Annotated in this window: 22 protein-coding genes; 11 read left to right on the top strand and 11 right to left on the bottom strand. The window is 59.6% G+C overall.

The window, feature by feature from the left end; translation table 11 throughout:
• Nucleotides 1-21 precede the first annotated feature (21 nt).
• The 3 genes from NP603_RS10125 (at nt 22) to NP603_RS10115 (ending at nt 6,019) form a co-directional block, all read left to right on the top strand.
• Nucleotides 22-4,146, top strand: a complete 4,125-nt coding sequence (locus NP603_RS10125; protein WP_256610750.1) for an EAL domain-containing protein — start codon at nt 22-24, stop codon at nt 4,144-4,146.
• Between the two features lie 81 nt (nt 4,147-4,227).
• Entirely contained in the window at nt 4,228-5,280 is a 1,053-nt protein-coding gene (locus NP603_RS10120) for a hypothetical protein (RefSeq protein ID WP_256610749.1), read from the top strand.
• Nucleotides 5,281-5,395: 115 nt separating this feature from the next.
• Nucleotides 5,396-6,019, top strand: a complete 624-nt coding sequence (locus NP603_RS10115; protein WP_256610748.1) for an inorganic pyrophosphatase — start codon at nt 5,396-5,398, stop codon at nt 6,017-6,019.
• Between the two features lie 26 nt (nt 6,020-6,045).
• On the opposite strand, the gene NP603_RS10110 is transcribed toward NP603_RS10115, so the two are convergent.
• Nucleotides 6,046-6,378 (bottom strand): SMR family transporter, encoded by a 333-nt coding sequence (locus NP603_RS10110; RefSeq protein WP_256610747.1) that lies wholly within the window; start codon nt 6,376-6,378, stop codon nt 6,046-6,048.
• A gap of 296 nt (nt 6,379-6,674) precedes the next feature.
• Here NP603_RS10110 and NP603_RS10105 point away from each other — a divergent pair, with 296 nt between their 5' ends.
• The 6 genes from NP603_RS10105 (at nt 6,675) to NP603_RS10080 (ending at nt 13,105) form a co-directional block, all read left to right on the top strand.
• Complete coding sequence (locus NP603_RS10105) at nt 6,675-8,456, top strand: NAD(P)H-dependent oxidoreductase subunit E (protein ID WP_256610746.1); 1,782 nt, start codon at nt 6,675-6,677, stop codon at nt 8,454-8,456.
• A gap of 1 nt (nt 8,457) precedes the next feature.
• Nucleotides 8,458-9,174 carry a 2Fe-2S iron-sulfur cluster-binding protein gene (locus NP603_RS10100; RefSeq protein WP_256610745.1) on the top strand — a complete coding sequence of 239 codons (717 nt, stop codon included), beginning with the start codon at nt 8,458-8,460 and terminating at the stop codon, nt 9,172-9,174.
• Nucleotides 9,164-9,703 (top strand): NADH-quinone oxidoreductase subunit B family protein, encoded by a 540-nt coding sequence (locus tag NP603_RS10095; RefSeq protein WP_256610744.1) that lies wholly within the window; start codon nt 9,164-9,166, stop codon nt 9,701-9,703. Before NP603_RS10100 ends, NP603_RS10095 begins: the two co-directional genes overlap by 11 nt.
• A 12-nt stretch (nt 9,704-9,715) precedes the next feature.
• On the top strand, nt 9,716-11,221 hold the full coding sequence (locus NP603_RS10090) for a Ni/Fe hydrogenase subunit alpha (RefSeq protein WP_256610743.1): 1,506 nt from the start codon (nt 9,716-9,718) through the stop codon (nt 11,219-11,221).
• Nucleotides 11,221-11,721 (top strand): hydrogenase maturation protease, encoded by a 501-nt coding sequence (locus tag NP603_RS10085; RefSeq protein WP_256610742.1) that lies wholly within the window; start codon nt 11,221-11,223, stop codon nt 11,719-11,721. The genes NP603_RS10090 and NP603_RS10085 overlap by 1 nt, the downstream gene beginning before the upstream one ends.
• A gap of 133 nt (nt 11,722-11,854) precedes the next feature.
• Nucleotides 11,855-13,105 carry an amidohydrolase family protein gene (locus NP603_RS10080; RefSeq protein ID WP_256610741.1) on the top strand — a complete coding sequence of 417 codons (1,251 nt, stop codon included), beginning with the start codon at nt 11,855-11,857 and terminating at the stop codon, nt 13,103-13,105.
• Here NP603_RS10080 and NP603_RS10075 read toward each other — a convergent pair.
• Nucleotides 13,102-13,557: a hypothetical protein gene (locus NP603_RS10075; protein ID WP_256610740.1), complete on the bottom strand. Its 456-nt coding sequence runs from the start codon at nt 13,555-13,557 to the stop codon at nt 13,102-13,104. The genes NP603_RS10080 and NP603_RS10075 overlap by 4 nt on opposite strands.
• Nucleotides 13,558-13,670: 113 nt before the next feature.
• Here NP603_RS10075 and NP603_RS10070 point away from each other — a divergent pair, with 113 nt between their 5' ends.
• Nucleotides 13,671-14,666: an AraC-like ligand-binding domain-containing protein gene (locus tag NP603_RS10070; protein WP_256610739.1), complete on the top strand. Its 996-nt coding sequence runs from the start codon at nt 13,671-13,673 to the stop codon at nt 14,664-14,666.
• Nucleotides 14,667-14,704: 38 nt separating this feature from the next.
• Here the strand turns inward: NP603_RS10070 and NP603_RS22015 are convergent, their stop codons facing one another.
• The 7 genes from NP603_RS22015 to NP603_RS10040 form a co-directional block, all read right to left on the bottom strand.
• Nucleotides 14,705-15,019 carry a hypothetical protein gene (locus tag NP603_RS22015; RefSeq protein WP_371928822.1) on the bottom strand — a complete coding sequence of 105 codons (315 nt, stop codon included), beginning with the start codon at nt 15,017-15,019 and terminating at the stop codon, nt 14,705-14,707.
• 183 nt (nt 15,020-15,202) lie between these two features.
• Nucleotides 15,203-15,775, bottom strand: coding sequence for a DUF2452 domain-containing protein (locus NP603_RS10060; protein ID WP_256610738.1), 573 nt, complete (start codon nt 15,773-15,775; stop codon nt 15,203-15,205).
• Between the two features lie 81 nt (nt 15,776-15,856).
• Nucleotides 15,857-17,386: a cryptochrome/photolyase family protein gene (locus tag NP603_RS10055; RefSeq protein WP_256610737.1), complete on the bottom strand. Its 1,530-nt coding sequence runs from the start codon at nt 17,384-17,386 to the stop codon at nt 15,857-15,859.
• The gene (locus NP603_RS22010; protein WP_371928821.1) at nt 17,383-17,532 is read right to left on the bottom strand and encodes a DUF2256 domain-containing protein; all 150 of its coding nucleotides are present in this window, start codon (nt 17,530-17,532) and stop codon (nt 17,383-17,385) included. The genes NP603_RS10055 and NP603_RS22010 overlap by 4 nt, the downstream gene beginning before the upstream one ends.
• Entirely contained in the window at nt 17,532-19,055 is a 1,524-nt protein-coding gene (locus tag NP603_RS10050) for a cryptochrome/deoxyribodipyrimidine photo-lyase family protein (protein WP_256610736.1), read from the bottom strand. Before NP603_RS10050 ends, NP603_RS22010 begins: the two co-directional genes overlap by 1 nt.
• Nucleotides 19,056-19,058: 3 nt before the next feature.
• Nucleotides 19,059-19,295, bottom strand: a complete 237-nt coding sequence (locus tag NP603_RS10045; RefSeq protein ID WP_256610735.1) for a TIGR02450 family Trp-rich protein — start codon at nt 19,293-19,295, stop codon at nt 19,059-19,061.
• A gap of 172 nt (nt 19,296-19,467) precedes the next feature.
• On the bottom strand, nt 19,468-20,601 hold the full coding sequence (locus tag NP603_RS10040) for a S1C family serine protease (protein WP_256610734.1): 1,134 nt from the start codon (nt 20,599-20,601) through the stop codon (nt 19,468-19,470).
• A 477-nt stretch (nt 20,602-21,078) separates the two neighbouring features.
• Here NP603_RS10040 and NP603_RS10035 point away from each other — a divergent pair, with 477 nt between their 5' ends.
• On the top strand, nt 21,079-21,342 hold the full coding sequence (locus tag NP603_RS10035) for a hypothetical protein (protein ID WP_256610733.1): 264 nt from the start codon (nt 21,079-21,081) through the stop codon (nt 21,340-21,342).
• Nucleotides 21,343-21,464: 122 nt separating this feature from the next.
• Here NP603_RS10035 and tadA read toward each other — a convergent pair whose 3' ends face one another.
• Both tadA and NP603_RS10025 read right to left on the bottom strand, forming a co-directional pair.
• Nucleotides 21,465-21,932, bottom strand: coding sequence for a tRNA adenosine(34) deaminase TadA (tadA, locus tag NP603_RS10030; RefSeq protein WP_256610732.1), 468 nt, complete (start codon nt 21,930-21,932; stop codon nt 21,465-21,467).
• Nucleotide 21,933: 1 nt separating this feature from the next.
• A complete protein-coding gene (locus tag NP603_RS10025; protein WP_256610731.1) occupies nt 21,934-22,902 on the bottom strand; it encodes an L-threonylcarbamoyladenylate synthase in 969 nt (322 codons plus the stop codon).
• Between the last annotated feature and the right edge of the window lie 74 nt (nt 22,903-22,976).

Below are 22,976 nucleotides of genomic sequence, written 5' to 3'. Positions count from 1 at the left end.
GATTTAACCCAAGGTAATTGTTTGCAACGTCTAACCCTCTCATTCAACGGCCATCTGGCCGCAGCAACCGGACTGGCGCTGGCGTACGCGCTGGCGGCAAAACTGGCTCTGGATTTTTTCACGGTCCACCGCGCGGTTGCCATCATCTGGCCGGCTAGCGGTATTGCCCTGGGCGGCTTGTTGCTGGGCGGCAAAAAATGGTGGCCTGCCGTCTTCGCCGGCGCGCTGGCCGGCAACGTCTGGGCGGGCGGCCCGCCGGCGGCGGCATTGTTCATCGCCGCCGGCGCGGCATTATCCGCAGTCGCCGGCCGCGCCTTGCTGCGCAATCCGGCGACGTGGTTGCAAACTCCGCAGGATTACCTGCGTTTATTGCTTTGCGGCGGCCTGGCCGCTGTGATCTCGGCCTTCTGCGGTTCGACCGCACTACGCTTTTTCGGGCTGATCTCCCCGGCACAATGGCCGGATAATTGGTTGCATTGGTGGATGGCGGACATACTCGGCATCGCAATCGCCACCCCGATTATGCTGCTGCGGCATTACCAACCCGTCGTCCGCTGGAACATATGGCGCTTAGGCCACGGCACGGCTTATCTGGCCGCAGCCGTTTTGGCCGGCCAAATTATTTTTCTGCATTGGCCGCTGCACCCCGGCGATTTCGGCAAAGCGTTCTACCTGTTTGCCTTCATCGGCTACGGTGCGTTGAAGTTCGGCCTGCCCGGCGTGTTGCCGTTGGTCGCGGCCATGGCGCTGCAAGGCGTCTTCAGCGTCGCGTTGGGACTCGGCTATTTCGCCGGTACCGATCAAGACAGCGGCCTGTACCTGGAATGGTCTTATCTACTGATCACCGCCGTTCTCGGCATCCTGTTGGCTCTAACCGTCGAAAATCACCAACGCGCCGAACGGGCCGCGAAATTGCTCAGCGAGTTCAACCGGCAGATTCTGGAATCGCTGCACGAAGGTGTGATCGTCTACGACGAGCAAGGCCGCTTCAAACTGTGGAACCGTTTCATGCAAACTCTGACCGGCGTCGGCGAAGCGGACTGTCTGGGCCAAAATCCGCTGGAAAAATTCCCCTGGCTGGCGCGAACCGAAATTCCGGCCGGGATCGCGCGCGCGCTGCAAGGCGAAACCGTCTGCCACGCACCATTCCAGGCCCCAGGCGGCCGCTGGCTCAGTTCGGTGCAGACGCCGCTGCACGACCCGGACCAACGCATCGTCGGCGCAATCGAGCTAGTCAAGGACGATTCCTCCCAAATCCAGTTCGGCCAATCCCTATCGGCGACGGAAGCCCGTTTCAAAAGCATTCTGGACAACACCCCGACCGTGATTTTCACGAAGGGGCTGGACGGCGCCTACCAAATGGCCAATCGCCAATTTAGTGCGATATTCGACCTGAACGAGGACGAGATTCGCGGCCGTTTCGACAGCGACCTGCTACCGGCCGACGTCGCCGCCACCCTGCGCCGCAACGACGAGATGGTGCTGCAGGCTCGGCACCCACTGGTTTTCGAAGAAATCATCCCGCACCGCGACGGCACGCCGCACATTTACCTGAGCCACAAATTTCCGTTGCGCACCCCCGACGGCAATATTTACGCGATTTGCGGGATTTGTACCGACATCAGCGAGCGCAAGTCCGCCGAGAAGATGCTGCAAGAGAGCGAGCGGCGCTGGAAATTCGCGTTGGAAAGCGGCGGCGACGGGGTCTGGGACTGGGATCTGGCCGCCGGCAAAGTGTTTTTGTCGCCGCGCTGCATGGAGATTCTGAACTTCAGCGAGCAGGACAGCCGCAATAACTTCCGCGATTGGGAAACCACGATCCATCCGGAAGACAGCCCGAAACTGATGGCCGATTTGCAGGCGCATCTGAACAATCTGAGCGAACGCTTCAGCAACGAGCACCGGGTTCGTTTCGGCGACGGCTGGCGCTGGATCCTGACCCGCGGTCTGGTTATCGAACGCGACGCCAACGGCAAGGCATTGCGCATGATCGGCACTCAGACCGATATTTCCGAACGCAAGCAATTGCAATGGCTGCAATTGGAAAAAATCGTCGCCGGTTCGCCGGAAGCGGCACTGTTGGTTGCGGCCAACGGCACCATTATGCTCGCCAACCAGCCGGCGGCAACGGTATTCGGCTATTCCCGCGACAATTTGATCGGCCGTAACGTCGACGATTTGGTGCCGTTTCCGGCCAGCCTGAACCATGCCGCGTTGCGCGAGCGCTTCATGCAAGAAGACAAGGCGCGGCCGATGAGCGCCAACCGCTCGCTGTCGGCGCTGCGCGCGGACGGCAGCCAGTTTCCGGTTGAGATCAGCCTGAATCCGATCGAGATCAATAACCAACGTGCGGTGTTTGTCTCGGTACTCGATGTCAGCGAACGCAAACGTTTGGAACGGGAAATGCAATTGATGGCGATGATCCATAAGGCGATCGGCGAAGCGGTGATGGTGGCCGACGCCAATAACCGGATTATCGCGATCAACGACGCCTTCACCCGGCTGACAGGCTACAGCGAAGCGGAGGTGGTCGGCCAATCCACCGACATCCTGAAATCGGGCCGCCACGGCCCGGATTTCTACCAGCATATGTGGCATTCGCTGTTGCAAACCGGCCATTGGCAGGGCGAAATCTGGAACAAACGCAAGAACGGCGAGATTTACCACGAGTGGCTGGTCATCAATAGCATCTATAACGAAAACGGTGAGCTGGAACGGCGGGTAGCGATGTTCTCGGAAATCACCGAGCAAAAACACGTCGAGCAAGCCATCTGGCGCCAGGCGAATTTCGATCCGCTGACCGATCTGGCCAACCGGCGCATGTTCCAGGACCGGCTGAACCAGGAAATCAAAAAGGCGGCGCGCGACCGCAACAGCCTGGCGGTGATGCTGCTGGACCTGGATCGGTTCAAGGAAGTCAACGACACGTTGGGCCACGGCATGGGCGACGTATTGTTGAAGGAAGCCGCCAAACGCCTGCTCGGCTGCGTCCGCGAAGTCGATACGGTGGCCCGCCTCGGCGGCGACGAGTTCACCATCATCCTCGGCGAGCTGGAATCGCAATCAGACACCGACCGGGTGGCGCGTGCCATTCTGCACAGCCTCAGCGAGCCGTTCCGCTTGGGTGACGAACTGGCCTATATCTCGGTCAGCATCGGTATCACACTGTATCCGCAGGATGCCGCCACGGCTGAACAACTGATAAAAAACGCCGACCAGGCCATGTATAGCGCCAAACAGCAAGGGCGCAACCGCTACAGCTACTTTACCGCCGAAATGGAACAAGTCGCGCAAAACCGGATGCGGCTGACCAACGATTTGCGCCAAGCCTTAGTCAACGGCGAATTCGAACTGAACTACCAACCGGTCGTGGACCTGGCCACCGGTTTCATGCACAAAGCCGAGGCGCTGTTGCGCTGGCGCCACCCCAAGCGCGGCATGGTCAGTCCGGCCGAGTTCATCCCGTTAGCCGAAGAGACCGGCTTAATCATCGACATCGGCGACTGGGTATTCCGGGTCGCCGCCCAACAAATCGCCCACTGGCGTGCCAGTTACGCACCGGATTTCAAAATCAGCGTCAACAAATCGCCGGTGCAATTCGCCCGCCATAACCGCGGCGACAGCGAATGGCTGGCATACCTGCAAGCACTGGGGTTGGCCGGCCAGGCGTTGGTGATCGAAATTACCGAAGGTTTGCTGCTGGACGCCGACAACGTGGTCCGCGACCATTTGTACGCCTACCGCGATGCCGGGGTGCAGGTAGCGATCGACGATTTCGGGACCGGCTATTCGTCGTTGTCTTACCTGAAAAAATTCGACATCGATTATCTGAAAATCGACCAAAGTTTCGTATGCAATCTGGCTTCGGACGCCAGCGACCTGATTCTGTGCGAAGCCATCATCGTAATGGCCCACAAACTGGGCCTAAAAGTGGTCGCCGAGGGTATTGAAACCCCACAACAGTTGGAGCTGTTGCGCGCAGCCGGTTGCGATTTCGGCCAGGGTTACCTGTTCTCCAAACCATTGCCGGCCGAAAAGTTCGCGGACTTGTTCGGTACCAACCTGATTGCGCCGCAATTGCCGGCAACCGCCCGCAGCGACTCCAGCATCGCAAAACTGTTCGGCGGCGAACAACGCCGCGATTGACGGTTGTCAAACGGCGGCCGATGGCCGACACTTAACGCTGAAACGGGCGCAAACCGCGCACCCGACCACCCAGGAGTTTTTATGCCGACCAAAACACGACTCGCTGCCGCAGTGCTGTTGGGCAGCTTTCTCGCTGTTACGCCGGCGACGGCCCAGGACGCGCCGTCCCCGCAACAAGCCTTGCAGAATTTCGGCATCGGTGCCGAACAGATCGCCCAATTGGAACGCGGCGAAATCGTCGGTTACGACGTCAGCGAAACCAGCCAGAAAGAATTGGCGATAGGCGTGGCGATGCTGCTGCCGGTGCCGTTGGCGCAGATTGCCGACTACATCAAGAAGGGCAATTTGAATGCGATCGAAAGCGACATCATCGCCAGTGCCGCGATCGGCGCCAACCCGAGCAGCGAGAGCTTTAAAAAATTCGCCTTCACCGACAAACAACTGGAAGAAGCCAAAGCCTTTCTGGCAGCCGAAGCCGGCGACGAATTCAATCTGTCCAAAACCGAATTGGCAACCCTGAAAAACCTGCAAGCCGGACTGGAAGACGCCGACGACAAAACGCTGCTGAAAACGGCGAACCAGACCTATCGCGAATTCTTGCTGCAGCGTTTGCTGGCGTATAAGAAAAACGGCCTGAACGGCATTGCCCCTTATGCCCGCGACGGCGGCAGTGCCGACCCGGCCGCCGAATTGCGCACCGATGCAATCAACAGCAAGGCCTGGGCCCGTTATTTTCCGGAACTGCAACAAGCCTGGCTGAACTATCCGGCCGCGTTACCCGGCAACGCATCAGAGCAATTCATCTGGTTGAACCGTCGAGTCGAAGACCGGCCGACGCCGATTTTGAACCATCGCGTCGTCGTCGTGGGCGAAACCGGCGGCATCATCGTTTCCCGCCAGTTTTACGTCGGCCATTCCTATAACTCCAGCCACGTCGTAGCCGGCGGCCTGCCCTACCAAGACGGTACGCTGGTGTTCTACTCGATCCGCAGTTCCACCGATCAGGTGGCCGGTATCGGCAGCAGCCTGAAGCATTCCATCGGCCGCGAGCAAATGAAAAAGGAGATGGTCAAGCGCCTGCAGCGACTCAATAAGGATTTGAAACGCAAGCCAGCCACCGTCGCCGCCGAATAGGCCCGGCTGCACCACGCGCATGCCCAGTCCCGCTCAGCCTCGACCTGCTTGCGCATTAGCACCGACCTGGTAAACCTAGCCGGCTACCAATTTCCTCCCCAGCCAGACAATCCTGATGAACATTAAACACAAAGCACACCCTTGGCACGGCATCCATCCCGGCGACAATGCGCCGGACATCGTCACGGCCTTCATCGAAATCGTGCCGTCGGACACGGTCAAATACGAAATCGACAAGGACAGCGGTTATTTGAAGATCGATCGGCCGCAGAAATTTTCCAACATGATTCCGACTTTATACGGTTTCATTCCGCGCAGTTATTGTGCGGAACGCATCGCCGAATTTGCCGCCAGCCGTTCCGGACGCGACGTCACCAAGGGCGACGGCGACCCGCTGGATATTTGCGTATTGAGCGAACGTAGCGTGACCCACGGCGACATCCTGCTGCAGGCGATTCCGATCGGCGGTTTCCGTCTGCTGGACGGCGGCGAGGCCGACGACAAGATCATCGCCGTGATGAAAGGCGACGAGTTTTACCGGCAATGGCGCGACGTGTCCGACTGCCCGGAGTCCTACATCAACCGGCTGAAACATTATTTTCTGACCTACAAACACCTGCCCAGCGAGCAGAACGTCTGCGAAATCACCCACGTCTACAATCGCGAAGAAGCACACGAAGTAATCAAACGGGCCATGGCCGATTATCAATACCATTTCGGCTGCCAGGACGACGAGTAAACCGGACCGGCACGTTTTTTTGGCGACTACAGGTCGGCGGCTTTGGAAAACACCCGGATCACGACCACGCCGGACACGATCAGAAGCATACCGGCCAGTGCCGGTAAATCCAGTTGCTGGCCGAACAACAGCCAACCCACCGACGCGATCAAAACGATGCCGACTCCGGCCCAGACCGCATAGACGATGCCGATCGGAATGTAGCGCAAAGCCAGCGCCATAAAGAAAAACGACACCGCGTAACCGGCGACCACGATCAGCGCCGGCCACAACCGGGTAAAGCCGTCGCTGGCTTTCAGCGCCGAAGTCGCAACCACCTCGCTGCCGATTGCCACGGCTAATAACAACCACGGATTCATATTCACCTGCCTGTTTATCGAACGATCCGGACATTATTAGCCCGACTTGCGTTGTCCGGTCAACGCCGAATCGGCCGGCACGACACGCAGCACTCCGGACGGCAAAGGCCGCAGCCGCTCAAAACCGGCATACAGTCTATTGCCGATTTCGGAGGTTTATTAATGTCGCCAATTTCGATAAATTGTCGGCTGGGCCGGCTTGGGTTAACGCCCGTTTTTAGCGACGCCGGATCCGGCCATGATTTGGCAATCTCATTTAAACCGCGATTGCCGTTAACGGGAAGTAAAAACAGACCATGAAGACTTTTGTAGACAAGGTTCTGGAGCAGGCCGAATTTCAGCCGGCCAGGTTGCTGGAAATATTACGCGCGGTGCAGGCCGAGTTCCGCCACATTCCGGAATCGGCCATCGCACTGATCGCGGCAGGCTTGCAAATTCCGCGCACGCAGATTATCGCGGTAGCCGAATTCTACAGTTTCCTGCATCTGACGCCGCAAGGCCGCTACGATTTGCTGATTTCCGACTCGATTACCGACCGCATGCTCGGCAACCAGCAAGTTCTGGACGCGCTGGCCGCGCGCTTGCAGGTCGAGGTCGGCGGCGTGCGCGGCGACGGTCTGGTCAGCCTGAACCGCACCTCCTGCACCGGCATGTGCGACCAGGGCCCGGCCGGTCTGGTTAACGGCTACCCGCTGCCGCGCCTGATCCCGGCAAAAATCGCTGCGGTAGCGGAGTTGATCGAAAAGCAAGTGCCGCTGGCGGACTGGCCTGCCGAGATGTTCCAGGTCGACGAACCGATTTACCGCGCGGACTTGCTGTTGAAACAGCCGTTCAGCAACGGCGAGGCGCTCCAGACCGCTTTCGCGCGCGGCCTGGCCGAAACTCTGGCCGAAGTCGACCTGTCCCATTTGCGCGGCCGCGGCGGCGCCGGCTTTAAAACCGCGTTGAAGTGGCGCACTTGCTCGCAGCAAACGGCCACGCCGCGCTATGTGATTTGCAATGCCGACGAGGGCGAGCCGGGCACCTTCAAAGACCGCATGTTGCTCGACCTTTACGCCGACCAAGTCTTCGAAGGCATGACGGTCTGCGCCGCGATCATCGGCTCCAGCCACGGCCTGGTCTACCTGCGGGCGGAATACCTATTCCTGCGCGATAAACTGCTGGCCGTGCTGCAAGCCCGGCGCGAGCAAGGCTTGCTCGGCAAGGCGATCCTGGGCCGGGAAGGCTTCGATTTCGACATCGAAATCCGCATGGGCGCCGGCGCCTACATCTGCGGCGAGGCCTCGGCCCAAATCGAATCGCTGGAAGGCAAGCCCGGCATCCCGCGCACCAAGCCACCCAATTCGGTGGTATGCGGCTACCAGCGCAAACCGACCGTGGTCGACAACGTAGAAACCTTTTTCGCCGCCACCCACATCGCTATTCAAGGCGGACAATGGTTCGCCGATATCGGCACGCCGCAGTCGACCGGCACCAAATTACTCAGCATCAGCGGCGACTGCCGGCGGCCGGGGATTTACGAATACCCGTTCGGCACCACGGTGCGCCAGATTCTGCAGGATTGCGGCGCCGACGAGGTGATGGGCGTGCAAGTCGGCGGTCCGTCCGGCACCTTTATTTCGAATCGGGAACTGGATCGGGTCGTGGCGTTCGAAGATCTGTCGACGGCAGGTTCGTTCATGGTGTTCAACCGTACCCGCAACCTTTTCGCCATCGCCCAAAACTTTATCGACTTTTTCGCCCACGAGAGCTGCGGCTTTTGTACGCCATGCCGGGTCGGCACTGCGTTGCTGAGAAACCAGTTGGCAAAAATTGCCGACGGCCACGGCGCCGCCGAAGACCTGGAACAGCTCAGCGCCTTATGCGAAGTGGTCAAAAACAATAGCCATTGCGGCTTGGGCGAATCGGCCGCCAATCCGATCTTGACCACGCTGCTGAGTTATCCGGAGCTCTACCTGCAACAATTGAAAGCCAAGGAATTCGCGCCGGGCTTCGATCTGGATGCGACGTTGGCGGCGGCACGGCGCCTGGCGCAGCGCGACGATGCCGCTGCGCATTTGAACCAAGTGGAGAATTGACATGAGCGGCACGCTGACCATAGACGGCAAGACCATTCCGTTCGCGGAAGGGCAAAGCGTGATCGAAGCCGCGCGTTGTGCCGGCATCTACATTCCTCACCTGTGCCACAGACCAGGCTACGCGCCGCACGGCAGCTGCAAGTTGTGTACGGTGTTCGTCAACGGCCGCAAAACGTCGGCCTGCACCTTTCCGGCGGCAGCCAACCAGAACGTGGTCAGCGACACTCCCGAGCTGAAACAGGACCGGTTGCGGCTAACCCAGATGCTGTTCGTCGAAGGTAACCATTTCTGCCCGTCCTGCGAAAAGTCCGGCAATTGCCAACTACAAGGCGTGGCCTACCATTTACGCATGCTGGACAACCACTACCCGCATTTCTACCCGCAGCGGGAAGTGGATGCCTCGCATCCGGATATTTTGCTGGACCACAACCGCTGCATTTTCTGCAATCTCTGTGTCCGGGCCAGCCGGGATAAAGACGGCAAAAACGTGTTCGCCATCGCCGGGCGCGGCATCAACAAGCGCTTGATCGTCAATTCGGCCAGCGGCAAGCTGAAAGATAGCGCAATCAGCGTCGAAGACGAAGCCACCCGGGTCTGCCCGACCGGCGCGATTCTGATCAAGCGTAGCGGCTACCAGTTGCCGATCGGCCAACGCCTGTACGACCAGCACCAAATCAGCGAAGTCGCGCTGTCGATGCAGGATGACCATGAGCAATAAAATCAAAATCGCGACCACCTCGCTGGCTGGCTGCTTCGGCTGCCACATGTCGTTTCTGGATATCGACGAGCGGATTACCGCGTTGGCGGAAGTGGTCGAATTCGACCGCTCGCCGCTGACCGACATCGAACACTGCGGGCCGTGCGACATCGGCCTGATCGAAGGCGGCGTCTGTAATTCGGAGAACGTGCACGTGCTGCGCGAATTCCGCAAGAATTGCAAGGTGTTGGTCGCGGTCGGCGCCTGCGCGATCAACGGCGGTCTGCCCGCGTTAAGAAATTTCGTTTCGGTCGAGGCCTGTTTGCTGGAAGCCTACCGCGACGGCATCGGCGTGGACAACCCGCAAATCCCCAACGATCCGGAGTTGCCGTTGTTGCTGGACAAGGTGCATCCGATCCACGAGATCGTCAAGGTCGATTACTTCATGCCCGGCTGCCCGCCGTCCGCCGACGTGTTCTGGACTTTCCTGAGCGCGCTGATCGAAGGCCGCGAACCGAGCTTGCCTTATGAATTAGTCCATTACGACTGATAAGGAACCGTTATGTACGAACATTTGGAAACTGCCGCCAATCCCGCCGGCCTAAAGCGGGTCGCGGTCGATCCGGTCTCCCGGGTCGAGGGCCACGGCAAAGTCACCTTGTTGCTGGATGACCAGAACCGGGTGCAACAGGCCCGGCTGCATATCGTCGAGTTTCGCGGCTTCGAGAAATTCATTCAGGGCCGGCCCTATTGGGAACTGCCGGTACTGGTACAACGGCTGTGCGGCATTTGCCCGGTCAGCCACCACTTGGCGGCGGCCAAAGCCATCGACCAACTGGTCGGCGTCGATCCGGCCGATCTGCCGCCGGCCGCCGACAAACTACGCCGGCTGCTGCATTTCGGCCAAGTGCTGCAATCGCATGCGCTGCATTTTTTTTACCTGTCCAGTCCGGACTTGCTGTTCGGCTTCGACAGCGAGATCGGCCAGCGCAGCGTCGTCGCGGTGCTGGCCGACCATCCCGACATCGGCTTGCAGGGCGTCAAGTTGCGCAAATACGGCCAGGAAGTGATCCGCATGGTGTCCGGCAAACGCGTGCACGGCACCGGCGCGATTCCGGGCGGCATGAACAAGCCGCTGAGCTGCGAGGAGCGCGATTATTTGTTGCAGGACATCGGCCAGATTATGGATTGGGCGCAGGCGGCAGTGGCATTGGTCAAGCATTTGCATGGCGCCAATCGGCCGTTTAACGACCAATTCGCGACGATCCGCAGCAATTACCTGAGCCTGGTCAACGCCGACGGCGCACTGGAGCTTTACCACGGCGGCATTCGCGCCAAAAACGCCGACGGCGCGACGCTGTTCGACCATTACGATTACTGCGACTACCAGGATTTGATTCGCGAGGAAGTGCGGTCGTGGACTTATATGAAATTCCCCTACCTGAGCGCACTGGGCAAAGCCGAAGGTTGGTACCGGGTCGGGCCGCTGGCCCGAGTCAACAACTGCGACTTCATCGACACGCCGTTGGCCGAGGCGGCCCGAGTCGAATTCAAGCAACACCTGGCAGATCCGGCCTTGGTGCATAGCACGCTGGCATTCCACTGGGCGCGGATGATCGAGCTGCTGCACTGCGCCGAACGCATCGAGCAACTGCTGGCCGATCCGGATTTGCTGAGCAGCGATCTGGTCGCCCAAGGCAGTAAGCGTTACGAAGGCATCGGCGTGATCGAAGCGCCGCGCGGCACCTTGTTCCACCATTATCAAGTCGACGACAACGACATCGTCACCAAGGCCAATCTGATCGTCTCCACCACCAGCAACAACACCGGCATGAACGAATCGGTACGCCAGGTCGCCGCCGAATATCTATCCGGCCGCGAGTTGACCGAACCGCTGCTGAACCAGTTGGAAGTGGCGATTCGCGCTTACGACCCCTGCCTATCCTGCGCGACGCACGCGGTCGGCAAGATGCCGCTGCAAGTGGAATTGGTCGATGCCGACGGCCAAGTCATCGATCGCTTGATTCGACACAGCAACGGCGAATTCGCCCGCGGCGACGCGGTTTGATGGCGGCCAAACCGGTTTTGCTGCTGGCCTGCGGCAATCCGAGCCGGGGCGACGACGCCTTGGGGCCGCTATTGCTCGACGCGCTGGCTGAGCATGTCGATCCGGACCTGGTCGAATCGGTCACGGATTTTCAACTGCAGATCGAACACTCGCTGGACTTGCAGGACCGGCAGCTGGTGATTTTCATCGACGCGTCGGTTCGGGAGCCGAGTTTCGAATTCACCATGCTGACGCCGGCACCGGCCCTGAGCCATACCACCCACGCGCTGAGTCCGGCGGCATTGCTCGGCGTTTACCGCTCGCTCCACGGCCTACCGCCGCCAGCTTACCTGCTCAGCATCGGCGGCCATAGTTTCGAACTGGGCGAAGCCTTGAGCCCGGCCGCTCAGGCCAATCTGGCCCAGGCCACCCGCTTTGCACTGGACCTGCTGCAGGGCTCGCCGACTGAGATGGCCGCTTGCGCCGCAAAGCTTGCCGTTACGCCAAGCGTCAACGGATAGCGCGGAAAATCCTTCGACAGCAAATCAGCTTGCGTAAACGCAACGGAATTTGTAAGCCGGACTATATTTGCCGTGTGCGGCCCCTAACCGTTGCGTTCATTCACCGTCAGCCTTGCAACCGTCAACATCCGACATGACTATCGATTCGCTTTTCGTCCTACACCACCCAAGCCGGCGCCGTTTCCTGCAAATCGCCGCGACCGGTCTGGCGGCGCTGAGCCCGGCGGCAAATGCTCTGTTCCGTCTAAATAACTCTTGTCTGAATCCGAGTGAAACGCCGATGCTGGAGTTGGAAAAAACCGCCTGGCAAGGTATCGATCCGGCCGATTGGTGGGATTGCCATACCCATATCGTCGGCTCCGGCGACGGCGGCAGCGGCATTACCCAAACGCCGGACATGCATGCGCCGCTGCGACATCCGATTCAAACCCTGCAGCATTGGGCTTACGCCAATGCCGCCTGCATTCCGGACACCAATCAAGACCAGGCCTTCGTCGATCGGCTGCGAGCCCTGATGGACACAATGCCCAAAGGCGCCAAGGCCATGTTATACGCCTTCGACCGCGCCCACGGCGCCACCGGCGACCCGGACCACGCCAATACGGCGTTTTTCGTGCCGAACGAATACGCGCAACGCCTGGCCAAGGCCTGTCCGGATCGCTTCGAGTGGGTCGCCAGCATCCATCCCTACCGCGCCGATTGCGTCGAAGCCCTGCAGCAAGCCGCCGCCAACGGTGCGCGAGCGGTGAAATGGCTACCGCCGGTGATGGGCATCGATCCGGCCTCGCCGCTGTGCGACCGGTTTTATAAAGCTGCGGCGGCATTGAACCTGCCGATCATCACCCACGGCGGCGAAGAGAAGGCCTTGCACGGCGCCGACCAACCGCTATTCGGCAATCCGTTGCGTTTGCGGCGGGCGTTGGACGCCGGAGTACGAGTCGTGATCGCCCATTGCGCCACAATCGGCCAGGATGTCGATGCGGACGGCCGTGAAGTCAGAAGTTTCGATTTGTTCGCTCAGCTGATGAGCGAGCGCCAATGGCAGGGCCAACTGCTCGGCGACATTTCCGCAATCGTGCTGCGCAACCGCGACCCGGAGGTCATCAAAACCCTGCTCAGCGAATCCGGCTGGCATGACCGGCTACTGTTCGGCTCCGATTACCCGCTCACCGGCATCTTGCCGTTGATTTCGGTGCCGGCCTTAGCCGAGGCCGGCCTGTTGCCGGAAACGGCGATAGCACCGCTGGAAACACTGCAGGACTACCATCCGTTTCGCTTCGATTTCGTGTTGAAACGTACGTTATCCTGGCAAGGCAAACGCTTTGCCGACCGTATCTTCGCGACTCGGCCGTTTTTCGCTGCCGGCCGACCAAGCGCCGCTTAAGCCGCGCCCGGCCGCTGCCGGGTCCAGGCCAGCAAGCAGCAGGCGGCGCGGCCGAAGCCGTAACTGGTCGTGACAATGCTGGCAAAGGTATAGAATTTGAATAGCAGCAACCAGCCGTCCGCTTGCGGCTGTGGGCCGTCCAGGTGCGGAAACAGCGCCATCAACAAGAACAGGCTGGAATTGGTGCAGGCACCGACCACCATCGCCCACGCCACCAACCGGGGCAAGCCGATGCCGGCCGCCGCGAAGCCGAACAGCAACGCGCTCATCAGCAAATAGTCCAAATGCGCCTGCAACAAGCGTGCAGGCTTGCCGGGGAACAACGCCTGCAGCGGTGCCAGTTCCAGGTTCAAGCCAACCAGACACCAGGCCAGCAGCAACGCCGCCAACAGCCATAACGCCGCGCCTCTCAACAACAATATGTCGGTGGATGCCGACTTGTTCGTAGCCATCTTCTCCTCCATCGGTTCTATCAATCGATGCGGTTATCCTAGCCGCCAGGCGCGCGGCCGGCTTGACCGGGACGGCGCTATCGCTTGACTGCAACGGTGCCGGCGCGGCTATCATGGGCACATCGAATTTATGGAGCTATACCGTGAATCCATCCGCCAATCCGGCGTTACGCCTATCGACCGCCGACCTGCCGCCGGCACAGCGGCGGGACTGGTTACACGAGGTGATCGGCCGCGAGTACGCCAAGGTCCGGATCACGCCGCCGAAGCAAGCCGAGCTGTTCAACGAGATGACGATTTACCCGTGGCGGGAACTGCGGCTGTCGGCGATCCGCTCCAACAGCATCGGCTTGCACTGCCCGCCGAGCGAGCCTGAAACCGCCAGCCAGGATGCTTATTTCGCGGTGGTCTTGCTCAGCGGCCGCTACCGGTTGCAGCAGGACGGCCGCGAGGCGGAACTGCAGGCCGGAGATATCGCGCTATACGACGCCACCCGGCCGCACCGGATCGACTGCCCGGAGCCGTTTGCCAAACTCTTGGTATCGATTCCGCGCCAACTGTTGAAACAACGCTTGCCAGGCGTCGAGCACTGTTCGGCGTTGCGGATTCCCGGCGGCGACGGCCTCGGCGCGGTAACCGCCGATTTCCTGCGCAGCACTGCACGCCAAGCCGATTGCATCGACACCGCCCGGTTTGCGCCGCTGGCCGGCCAGGCTATGGATTTGCTGGCGTTGACATTGAACACGCTACGGCCCGGCCGATTCGAATTGGCCGACCAGCGCACCCTGGCACTGAACCGCAGCAAACGTCTGATCGAATCCCGCCTGGCCGACCCTGAGCTGGACAGCGCAACAATAGCCCGCGCTGCGCACCTGTCGCCGCGCTACCTCAACGCGCTGTTCAACGGCGAAAACACCTCGCTGATGCGCTACGTCTGGCTGCGCCGTCTGCAACATTGCGCCGAAGAACTGCGGGCCGAACAACATGCCGGCCGCAGTTTGACCGAAATTGCCCTGCGCTGGGGATTTAACGACATGTCCCACTTCAGCCGTGCCTTCAAACGCCACTACGGCTGTACGCCCAGCGACTACCGGCACATGCCGCGTTAGTTTTTTCGGCCATGCGCATTCTTCGGTTGGAAATGACCTCAAGACTCGATGAAGCGGCCATATCCGTTCAAATTAAGCTTTATTGAAATCGATTTAAATTCCGTTGCAATGCTCGGAAATTGGAAGGCTATCGGTTGAGTCGCGCCACCAGGGCCGACTCGGAAAAGTGTCGATGGTACTTTGCTTCGGTTTCGGCCGTTATTCGATCCCAACAGCCGGCGATGATTGAACCAATCGCCCAGGGTCAAGGCGGCGAATTCGACGGCTTCGCGGTTTTTTCCGCAACTGTTCTGGCGTAACTCGCGGACTTCGCGCTCCAATGCTTTGATGCGCTCCGCTTCGTTGCCGGACATGGTTTTGCCTGTGTTGGCGATCGGTTGGGTTTGTCTCAGCCAGCGACGTAGTTTTAGAGGCTTCCAGAAGCGAGAGAAAATTTAATTGTTGAATATTATTTTTGCGTTTTTTCACAGCCTCGGTCGTGGGCAGCATTTAACTCTTTACACCCATCCCGGCGATCCGCCACTGAGACATGTCGCTCAATCGTTTGCTTCGAGCAATCGCTGTTGCGCCTGCCGGTAACTCAAGCCGGAAATTCCCGATTTTTGCATCGATTGTTTCAGCGAATAAGCCAATGCCGAAGCGAGGACGCGGGAGTAGTAAGGCAGGGTTTCCAGGTAGACCGGCAGGGCGTCGTCGAGGGTTTCGGCCTGTTGCAGTTTCTGCTCGAGTTGGCGGCGGCGGTCGGCGATTTCCTGGAGGAACGTTCGGTCAGCGGCGCAATCGGCGGATAACGCCAAGGTCCAGGTTAAATCGGATTGTAATTGGCAAGCGCCGATATAGCGTCCCGATTGGGCAGGCGACCATTGTTCCGGCGCGATCAACGACAGCCGGTACTGAGCGTCTTTGCAATACAGCCAGTAGGTTTGCCCGGCAGTCGGTTTGAAGCGAATTTGACTGTTCAAAATAAACAGCGAAGTAAACAAATCGCTACCGATCTGCTGAACGTTTTTGGCGGGTGCGACCAGTTGCCTCTTGGCTTCCTGCAAACTGTCCAGTATCGCAACCGCGCCCTTGCCCTGCGGATTGGCGGGTTTAATCGTTAAATTCATAGTCCAAGTATCCGCTAAGTTGGCAAAATCCGCTTCCGGCAGAACGCTCTGAGGGGTGAAGATCGGCTATAGCAAATTTCTTCAGAGTCGCTCCAAATCCGCTAAAACGGTTTCGGCTCGGCTAACGATAGCATCGCGTTCGGCCAGCGCAAACCGCTCCAGATTGCGGTAGACCATAGTCACCCGCGGATTGCCGTGCAACTGGTCGCGGTGCCGGATGAAAAAATACCAGTAAAGTGTGTTGAATGGGCAGGCGCGCTCGCCGCTGCGGGCTTTTTTATCGTAATGACAACCCTTGCAATAGTCACTCATCCGGTCGATGTAGGCCGCGCTGGAGACGTAAGGCTTGGTGGCCAGCAAGCCGCCGTCGGCGAATTGGCTCATGCCCAGCGTGTTGGGCAATTCCACCCATTCGAAGGCGTCGATATACACACCCAGATACCAGCGATGCACCGCCTCGGGCGCCAAGCCGGCCAGCAATGCGAAATTGCCGATCACCATCAGCCGTTGGATGTGGTGGGCATAAGCGTATTGCAGCGACTGGCCGATGCAGGCCGTCAGGCAATTCATCTGGGTTTCGCCGCTCCAAAACCAGGACGGCAGCAGCCGGGTGTGGCCGAAATGATTGAGTTGCGCATAATCCGGCATCTTGGCCCAGTACACGCCGCGCACGTATTCGCGCCAGCCGATGATTTGCCGAATGAAACCTTCGACGGCCGCCAGCGGCGCTTGGCCCTGGCGATAGGCTGCTTCGGCTCGCTCGACCACTTCGCGCGGGTTGAGCATTTTAGTATTCAACGCAAACGACAATAGCGAATGAAACAGCCGCCAGCTGCGCCGGCTCATCGCATCCTGAAAATCGCCGAACTGCGCCAAGCCATCGCTGATGAACGCGTCGAGTTGCTGTAACGCTTCCGCTCGATTCAGCGGCCAGCGAAAGTCTTCGGCCTCAGCCGCACCGAAACTGTTAACGCCGCCGGCGAGGATACTTTGCCACAGCGCGCTATGGTCATGGCGCGGCCGGTTGTCGTAAGGCAGCGCCGACGCGCCGGGCCAGGCCTTGCGGTTGTCATGGTCGAAATTCCATTGTCCGCCCAGCGGCCGTTGCCTGTCGTCGAGCAATACGCCGTGTTTGACCCGCATCCGCCGGTAGAATTTTTCCAGCAACCAATGCGGCTGTTCGCCGAACCATTGGGCGGCTTCGTCGCGCTCGGTGTAGAAATGTTCGCTGTCGCAGGCCCGGCTGGCGATAGCCAGGTTTTGGCAGTACTCCCGTAACTGCCGATCCAGCCGCCATTCGTCGGGTAACTGGTATTCGAAACGCTGCGCTTGAAAGCGGTCGATCAAACAATCCAGATTGGCGGTCAGCGCTTGCCGGTTGCCGGCATCGTCGATTTTCAGGTAGTGCACGCGATGGCCTCGAGCGGCCAATTGCCCGGCAAAGTCGCGCATCGCCGCAAAAATACCGATGATTTTTTGGGCATGGTGCAGCACGTAATCGGTTTCCTGACGGATTTCCATCAGCGTGTAGATCACGTCAGGGTCGCTCGTGGCGAACCAGCTGTGTAACGGATTGAGCTGGTCGCCGAGGATCAGGCGCAATGTAGTCATGTCGCGGTTACCGCAGGCCGTTGCCGGCGGCAGCGTTCCGAGCAATATTTCACGGCATCCCAGTCTTTTGCCCATTTCTTGCGCCAGGCAAACGGCCGGTTACAGACCGGGCAGACTTTCGACGGCAGCGAAGCCTTGCGATGCATCAAAACTCCAATTCGGTTTGAATCCAGCCGCTGGCGGATCGAGCTTTTCGACGCGGCGCCGGCCGCTGGCGCGAACCGTGTTTGGCGACGATGGCGGCCTTGGCGGCTTTGACTTCGGCCTTGCCACGCACGGCATAAAGTCTGGCTTTGGCTTGCCGGGTGGCGATTTCCAGATCGACCGGCGGTTCGGCAATATCGACGCCGACCTTGACCCCGCATTGCTGTTGCAGTCTGGCCGGCATCCGCCAAGGTTCGAACAGCCATGCCTGCGGCACCCGCCGCATGGCCGGCAGCCAATGCCTAACGAAGTGGCCGTGCGGGTCGTGATCGCGAGCTTGTTTGATCGGGTTATAGACGCGGGTGGCGTTGATGCCGGTGGTGCCCGCCTGCATTTGCATCTGGCTCCAGTGAATCCCCGGCTCGTAATCCAGAAACTGCCGGGCCAGCCAATGGCCGACCGGCTGCCAGTGCAGCCACAGCGGATAACTGGCCACCGAAACCAGCATGGCCCGCATCCGGAAATTCAGCCAGCCGGTCTGCTTCAACATCGCCACGCAGGCGTCGACCAGCGGCCAGCCGGTGCGGCCGTCGATCAGGGCTTGAAAATGATGCGGATTCCAATCGGCTTCGCGCAGACCGTCGTAGCCGCGATGCATATTTCTGAATTCCAGCTCCGGCTCGCTTTCCAGCTTCTGGATGAAATGGCAATGCCAGTACAACCGGCTGACGAAAGCCGTCAGACCGGCCCGGCGCGGGTCGCCTTGCGGCAAGGCAGCGATCTGGCGGCGGCTGGCTTGCACTACTTCCCGCAAGCTCAGACAACCGAAGGCCAGATACGGCGACAGCCGCGAGCAGGCAGTCGGCGCCGATAATGGCGAGGAGATGCCGCCGCGATAAGCGCGGCTGCGTTCGAACAGAAAATCGCGCAAGGTTTCGATACCTTGGCGGCGGCCGCCCTGTTGCCGCTGCGGCGGATCAGGTTGAGTTAGGCCCAAGGTCTGCGGCTCGGGTAACGTCATTGGCAACTCCGGTTGCAGCCATTGGCCGGCCGTTGGTGCCTCAAGACAGTTCGCGGCCATCAGTTTTTCCCACTCGGCCTGCCATAGATCGCGATCCCGCAGACGGCGCACGACGCCGAATTGCGGATATTCGTGCCATGTTAAACGCCGCATCTGACACCAACGCTGCACGGCCAAGTCGCGCTGAAAGCTGAGCCAGTTGCCGGTTTCCTGATGCGAATACAAGGCCGCGAATGGCGCCTGCCGCCACAGCAGTTCCAGCACATCGACCGCTGCGCCGATTTCGACCCGCAAGCCGCCACCGCGTTTGCGTAGCGCCAAATCCAGGTCTAACAGACTTTCCCGCAGAAAAAGGTAGTGCTGGCTTGCCGCATCGGCCGCGGCCCAAAGGCTGGGTTCGATGATGTACAGGCACTGGACCGGACCATGGCGGCAAGCTTGCCACAGCGGCGCGTGGTCGTGCAGGCGCAGATCGCGCTTGAACCAGACCAGGTTGTAACTCATCGCTCAATGCCAGCCCTGACGCCAGGTGGCGGTGTCCTGCAAAGCCCGCCACGGCAGCAGTTGGATGCGCTTGCTGTGCACCGCTTCCAGTTCGATCAACTCCAAAGGTAACGTCGGATCGTCGGGCCATAGCACCTTACTGACGATGAAATGCTTTTCCCGGTTTTGCGGCGCGACGGCGGTCCATTTGCTGAGCAGCAATTTACGCGGATTGAGTTTGGGCGGTTTGGTTGGGGTCATGGCTGGTGATATGCAGGCGTTTAGTCTGCGAGCATACCAGTCGATCCGGATTTGGCGAGATTTTGCAGCCAAGGTGCGAATCGAATGCGCAACGGGGCTCCCGCGTTCGCGGGAGCGACGGTGGGGTTCGATCATTTACAGCTTGGTAGTTCTAACCAACTACCAAGCCCAATCAATTCCCCGGCTGCAAGGTTACTTCGACTTCGCGGGTCTGGCCGTTGTTGACCAGTTGCACTTTGACGACATCGCCGATTTTCTGTTCGTCCAGGCGGGCGAACAATTTGGACAAGGAGTCGACCGGCTTGCCGTTGATCGCGACGATGATGTCGCCGGGGATTATCCCGTTCGGCGTGAGTTCGACACCGCGCAAGCCGGCCTTATCCGCCGCCGAACCGGGTTGTACGCGCAACACCGCGACGCCGGCCGTGCCGGTCAAAGCGGCCAGCCGTTCGTTCATCTGTTGATCGATTTCGATGCCCAGGGCCGGACGAATGTATTTGCCCTGTTTGATCAATTCCGGCACCACCCGCATCACTGTGTCCACCGGCACCGCGAAACCGATGCCGGCCGAGGCGCCGCTGGGGCTATAGATTGCGGTATTGATGCCAATCAGGCGGCCGGCGGAATCCAGCAACGGACCGCCGGAATTGCCGGGATTAATCGCCGCGTCGGTTTGAATCAAATGCTCGACGGCAGGACCTTCCTGGCCGCCCAACGAGCGGTCCAGCGCCGATACCAGGCCGCTGGTCAAGGTCCAGTCCAGACCGAACGGGTTGCCGATCGCGAACACTTTTTGCCCGACCTTCAAATCGCTGCTAGTACCGACCGGCACCGGCGGCGGCCGTTTGAAGCCGACACCGATCTTCAACACCGCAATGTCGTGCACCTGGCTGGCGCCGACCAGCGCGGCTTTGTAATCGCGGCCGTCGGCCAGTTTGACGGTGGCTTCGTTGGCGCCGGCGATGACATGGAAATTGGTCACCACATGGCCGGCTTCGTCCCAGATAAAGCCGGAGCCGGTACCCTTGGGCACCGAAAATACGTTACGGGTCCAGGCGTCGCGCACCAGCGCGGCGGTGCTGATGTACACCACTGAATCGCGGGATTTTTCGAATAGCTCGATGGTGCTTTTCTCGTCGGCCGCCAAATCGCCGCGCGCCGCCACGGTTCGGATCGATGCCGGTTCCGGAGCCGATGGCACGGGCCGCCAGTTCCAAACGGTCAGCAATACGGCCGCCACCGCGCCGACCACAAGCACGCGCTTGACGAAGGGATCGGAAGTTTTCTGATCATGTGGTTTTTGCATATCGGCCTCCGGTTAATGGGTTCCAACGATGGGTCGTGGAACCCGGAATCTAGGATTTGGTAATTTTGGCGATACCCTCGACAAAGCTACCATGCTGCAAAAACATGGTAGCGCGTTTGACTAATTTCAAGCGCGGAGGGTAGCGTCGACACAGATTGACTGAATCGGAACTTTTGCGAGTGAGTACTTCAATAACGCCGATCACAAAACGCCGGGGGCGTCATGGTGAATGTCGGTTTTATAGCGTACTCCATATTTTTAAGCGTTATCGATGCGAATACTTATCGGGCAACATTCCCGACAAGTAAGATAGTTTGCACTGAGCGGACTTGGACTTTCCTGCAGCGGTTCGGGCTTGTGCCGTTATCACCACTGTTTCGGAAAGCTCGGAAATGGCTGGGGACTCAGGAACTATGCTTGGAACGGCAAGGTCGGAATTGCGCCCGAAACCGCTGTAATTGAACAGAGGTGACTAATATGAAAAAAAACAACACACTAAAAACCGCAGGGTTGGCCGTTTTATGCGGACTTTGGCTGGCGCCGGCCTGGGCCGAACAGGGCGAACATACGGTAGCGAAAACACCTGCGCCAGCCGAAGAAGAAGCCGAATACGAGTTTTACGATTACCACGCCGGGATAACTTATACCGGTACCTTACAGAATTATCTGTTCCGCCATCTTCAAAAAAACCAGCATCCGGGCGAGCAGAAATATCCGGAGCTGGAATACCATGACCGGTAACGGCCGGCTACTCCGGTCGGCCGTGTTTGGATTAACGGCAGTTGCAATCCGGCATGTAGGAGACTGATGAAATACTTTGTTAATCCTTTTCGCGGCGGTTTCGGGCACCGATCGCGAAAGGCTTAGCCGGTCTTTTTGGCGCGTGCGCGGCGGGCCTTGAAGAAGTCGCCGAGCAAGTCGGCACAATCCGTTTGCAGTACCCCGCCCGTCCATTCCACCTTGTGATTTAAAAATTCCGCATCGCTGAGTTGCAGCGCATGGCAGACCGCTCCGCGCTTGGAATCGTAAGCGCCGAACACCAGGCGTTTGACGCGAGCGTGGGCGATGGCGCCCATGCACATCACGCAGGGCTCCAGCGTTACGTACAAGGTGGTATCGATCAGACGGTAGTTATCGAGGACTTGGCCGGCTTTGCGCAATGCGACGATTTCGGCGTGGGCGGTCGGATCGTGGGTTTGGATCGGTTGGTTCCAAGCTTCGGCGATACAGCGGTTATCCTTTACCAGCAAAGCCCCAACCGGCACTTCGCCTTGATCCTCGGCGCGCTGCGCCAACCGGATCGCGTAGCGCATCCATTCCGTGTCGTCCATCTCAAACCGTGGCTTTATTCAGGCGGTCGTTGACGGCGGCCCAGGCTTCGGTCTCGGGCGGCTGTTCGATCAGAATCGTATCCAATGCCAGATTGTCCAGAGCCCGCAGCGAACTGTACAGTGCCGGTTCATAAAGCTCGGCATCGGCCGGCAGCCTGAGAATATGCAGACAGGGAATTTCGGCAATCTCGGCGCTGAAGGCCAATATGCCGATATGCTGCCCCTTGGCGCAGAGGTCGTCGGCCATTGCGATCAGGGTGTCGGCCGGGCAGAGAAAGGCCATTGTGTTGGGCGCATAGTGCACAGCCATCATGCCCGGCGCCCGGATCTTGGTTTGCGAGGAGAGCCGAATATCGGCATGCAATACCGCTTTGAGTTGGCTGCGGGTAATGCGGCCGGGACGGAGGATGGTCGGGATGTCGTCGCTGAGGTCGATGATCGTCGATTCCACCCCTACGGCGCAGGGGCCGCCGTCCAGAATACAAGCCACACTGTCGTCCAATTCTTCGGCCACGTGCTGGGCTAAGGTCGGGCTGATGCGGCCGAAACGATTGGCCGATGGCGCGGCGACGCCGCCGCCAAACGCCTGCAGCAACCGCAACGCCACCGGATTGGCCGGCACCCGCAATCCCACGGTATCCTGGCCGCCGGTCACCGCCAGCGGCACCGACTGGCGTTTTTTTAAAATCATCGTCAACGGTCCCGGCCAGAAGTGTTCCGCCAGGCGCCAGGCGGCATCGGGCACAGGATCGGCCCAATCGGCCATTCGCTCGGCACCGGCAATATGCACGATCAAAGGATGGTCCGCCGGCCGGCCCTTGGCCGCAAAAATTTTCGCCACCGCCTCCGGATTGGACGCATCGGCGCCCAAGCCATAAACGGTTTCAGTCGGAAACGCGACTAATTGACCCTGCCTGAGCAAATCGGCAGCGTGGTGGATCGAAGCTTCGGTGACGGGGGTTGGTTTCACGGTAGAGCCGGACGAAAGGTCGAATACGAAAACAGTGGCGGAGCCAATCGCTTACCTTGGCCACCGCACTGCAC

The sequence above is a fragment of the Methylomonas aurea genome (assembly GCF_024505045.1).
In the GTDB taxonomy this organism is placed as follows: domain Bacteria; phylum Pseudomonadota; class Gammaproteobacteria; order Methylococcales; family Methylomonadaceae; genus Methylomonas; species Methylomonas aurea.
The sequence above is the reverse complement of the archived record's forward strand: the minus strand, read 5'-3'. Positions and strand labels throughout refer to the sequence as shown.

What these genes read in the sequence shown, in the direction of transcription:
- NP603_RS10120 (WP_256610749.1), top strand. Translation starts at nt 4,228, where the DNA reads ATGCCGACCAAAACACGACTCGCTGCCGCAGTGCTGTTGGGCAGCTTT.
- NP603_RS10115 (WP_256610748.1), top strand. Translation starts at nt 5,396, where the DNA reads ATGAACATTAAACACAAAGCACACCCTTGGCACGGCATCCATCCCGGC.
- NP603_RS10110 (WP_256610747.1), bottom strand. Translation starts at nt 6,378, where the DNA reads ATGAATCCGTGGTTGTTATTAGCCGTGGCAATCGGCAGCGAGGTGGTT.
- NP603_RS10105 (WP_256610746.1), top strand. Translation starts at nt 6,675, where the DNA reads ATGAAGACTTTTGTAGACAAGGTTCTGGAGCAGGCCGAATTTCAGCCG.
- NP603_RS10100 (WP_256610745.1), top strand. Translation starts at nt 8,458, where the DNA reads ATGAGCGGCACGCTGACCATAGACGGCAAGACCATTCCGTTCGCGGAA.
- NP603_RS10095 (WP_256610744.1), top strand. Translation starts at nt 9,164, where the DNA reads ATGAGCAATAAAATCAAAATCGCGACCACCTCGCTGGCTGGCTGCTTC.
- NP603_RS10090 (WP_256610743.1), top strand. Translation starts at nt 9,716, where the DNA reads ATGTACGAACATTTGGAAACTGCCGCCAATCCCGCCGGCCTAAAGCGG.
- NP603_RS10085 (WP_256610742.1), top strand. Translation starts at nt 11,221, where the DNA reads ATGGCGGCCAAACCGGTTTTGCTGCTGGCCTGCGGCAATCCGAGCCGG.
- NP603_RS10080 (WP_256610741.1), top strand. Translation starts at nt 11,855, where the DNA reads ATGACTATCGATTCGCTTTTCGTCCTACACCACCCAAGCCGGCGCCGT.
- NP603_RS10075 (WP_256610740.1), bottom strand. Translation starts at nt 13,557, where the DNA reads ATGGCTACGAACAAGTCGGCATCCACCGACATATTGTTGTTGAGAGGC.
- NP603_RS10070 (WP_256610739.1), top strand. Translation starts at nt 13,671, where the DNA reads ATGGGCACATCGAATTTATGGAGCTATACCGTGAATCCATCCGCCAAT.
- NP603_RS22015 (WP_371928822.1), bottom strand. Translation starts at nt 15,019, where the DNA reads ATGTCCGGCAACGAAGCGGAGCGCATCAAAGCATTGGAGCGCGAAGTC.
- NP603_RS10060 (WP_256610738.1), bottom strand. Translation starts at nt 15,775, where the DNA reads ATGAATTTAACGATTAAACCCGCCAATCCGCAGGGCAAGGGCGCGGTT.
- NP603_RS10055 (WP_256610737.1), bottom strand. Translation starts at nt 17,386, where the DNA reads ATGACTACATTGCGCCTGATCCTCGGCGACCAGCTCAATCCGTTACAC.
- NP603_RS22010 (WP_371928821.1), bottom strand. Translation starts at nt 17,532, where the DNA reads ATGCATCGCAAGGCTTCGCTGCCGTCGAAAGTCTGCCCGGTCTGTAAC.
- NP603_RS10050 (WP_256610736.1), bottom strand. Translation starts at nt 19,055, where the DNA reads ATGAGTTACAACCTGGTCTGGTTCAAGCGCGATCTGCGCCTGCACGAC.
- NP603_RS10045 (WP_256610735.1), bottom strand. Translation starts at nt 19,295, where the DNA reads ATGACCCCAACCAAACCGCCCAAACTCAATCCGCGTAAATTGCTGCTC.
- NP603_RS10040 (WP_256610734.1), bottom strand. Translation starts at nt 20,601, where the DNA reads ATGCAAAAACCACATGATCAGAAAACTTCCGATCCCTTCGTCAAGCGC.
- NP603_RS10035 (WP_256610733.1), top strand. Translation starts at nt 21,079, where the DNA reads ATGAAAAAAAACAACACACTAAAAACCGCAGGGTTGGCCGTTTTATGC.
- tadA (WP_256610732.1), bottom strand. Translation starts at nt 21,932, where the DNA reads ATGGACGACACGGAATGGATGCGCTACGCGATCCGGTTGGCGCAGCGC.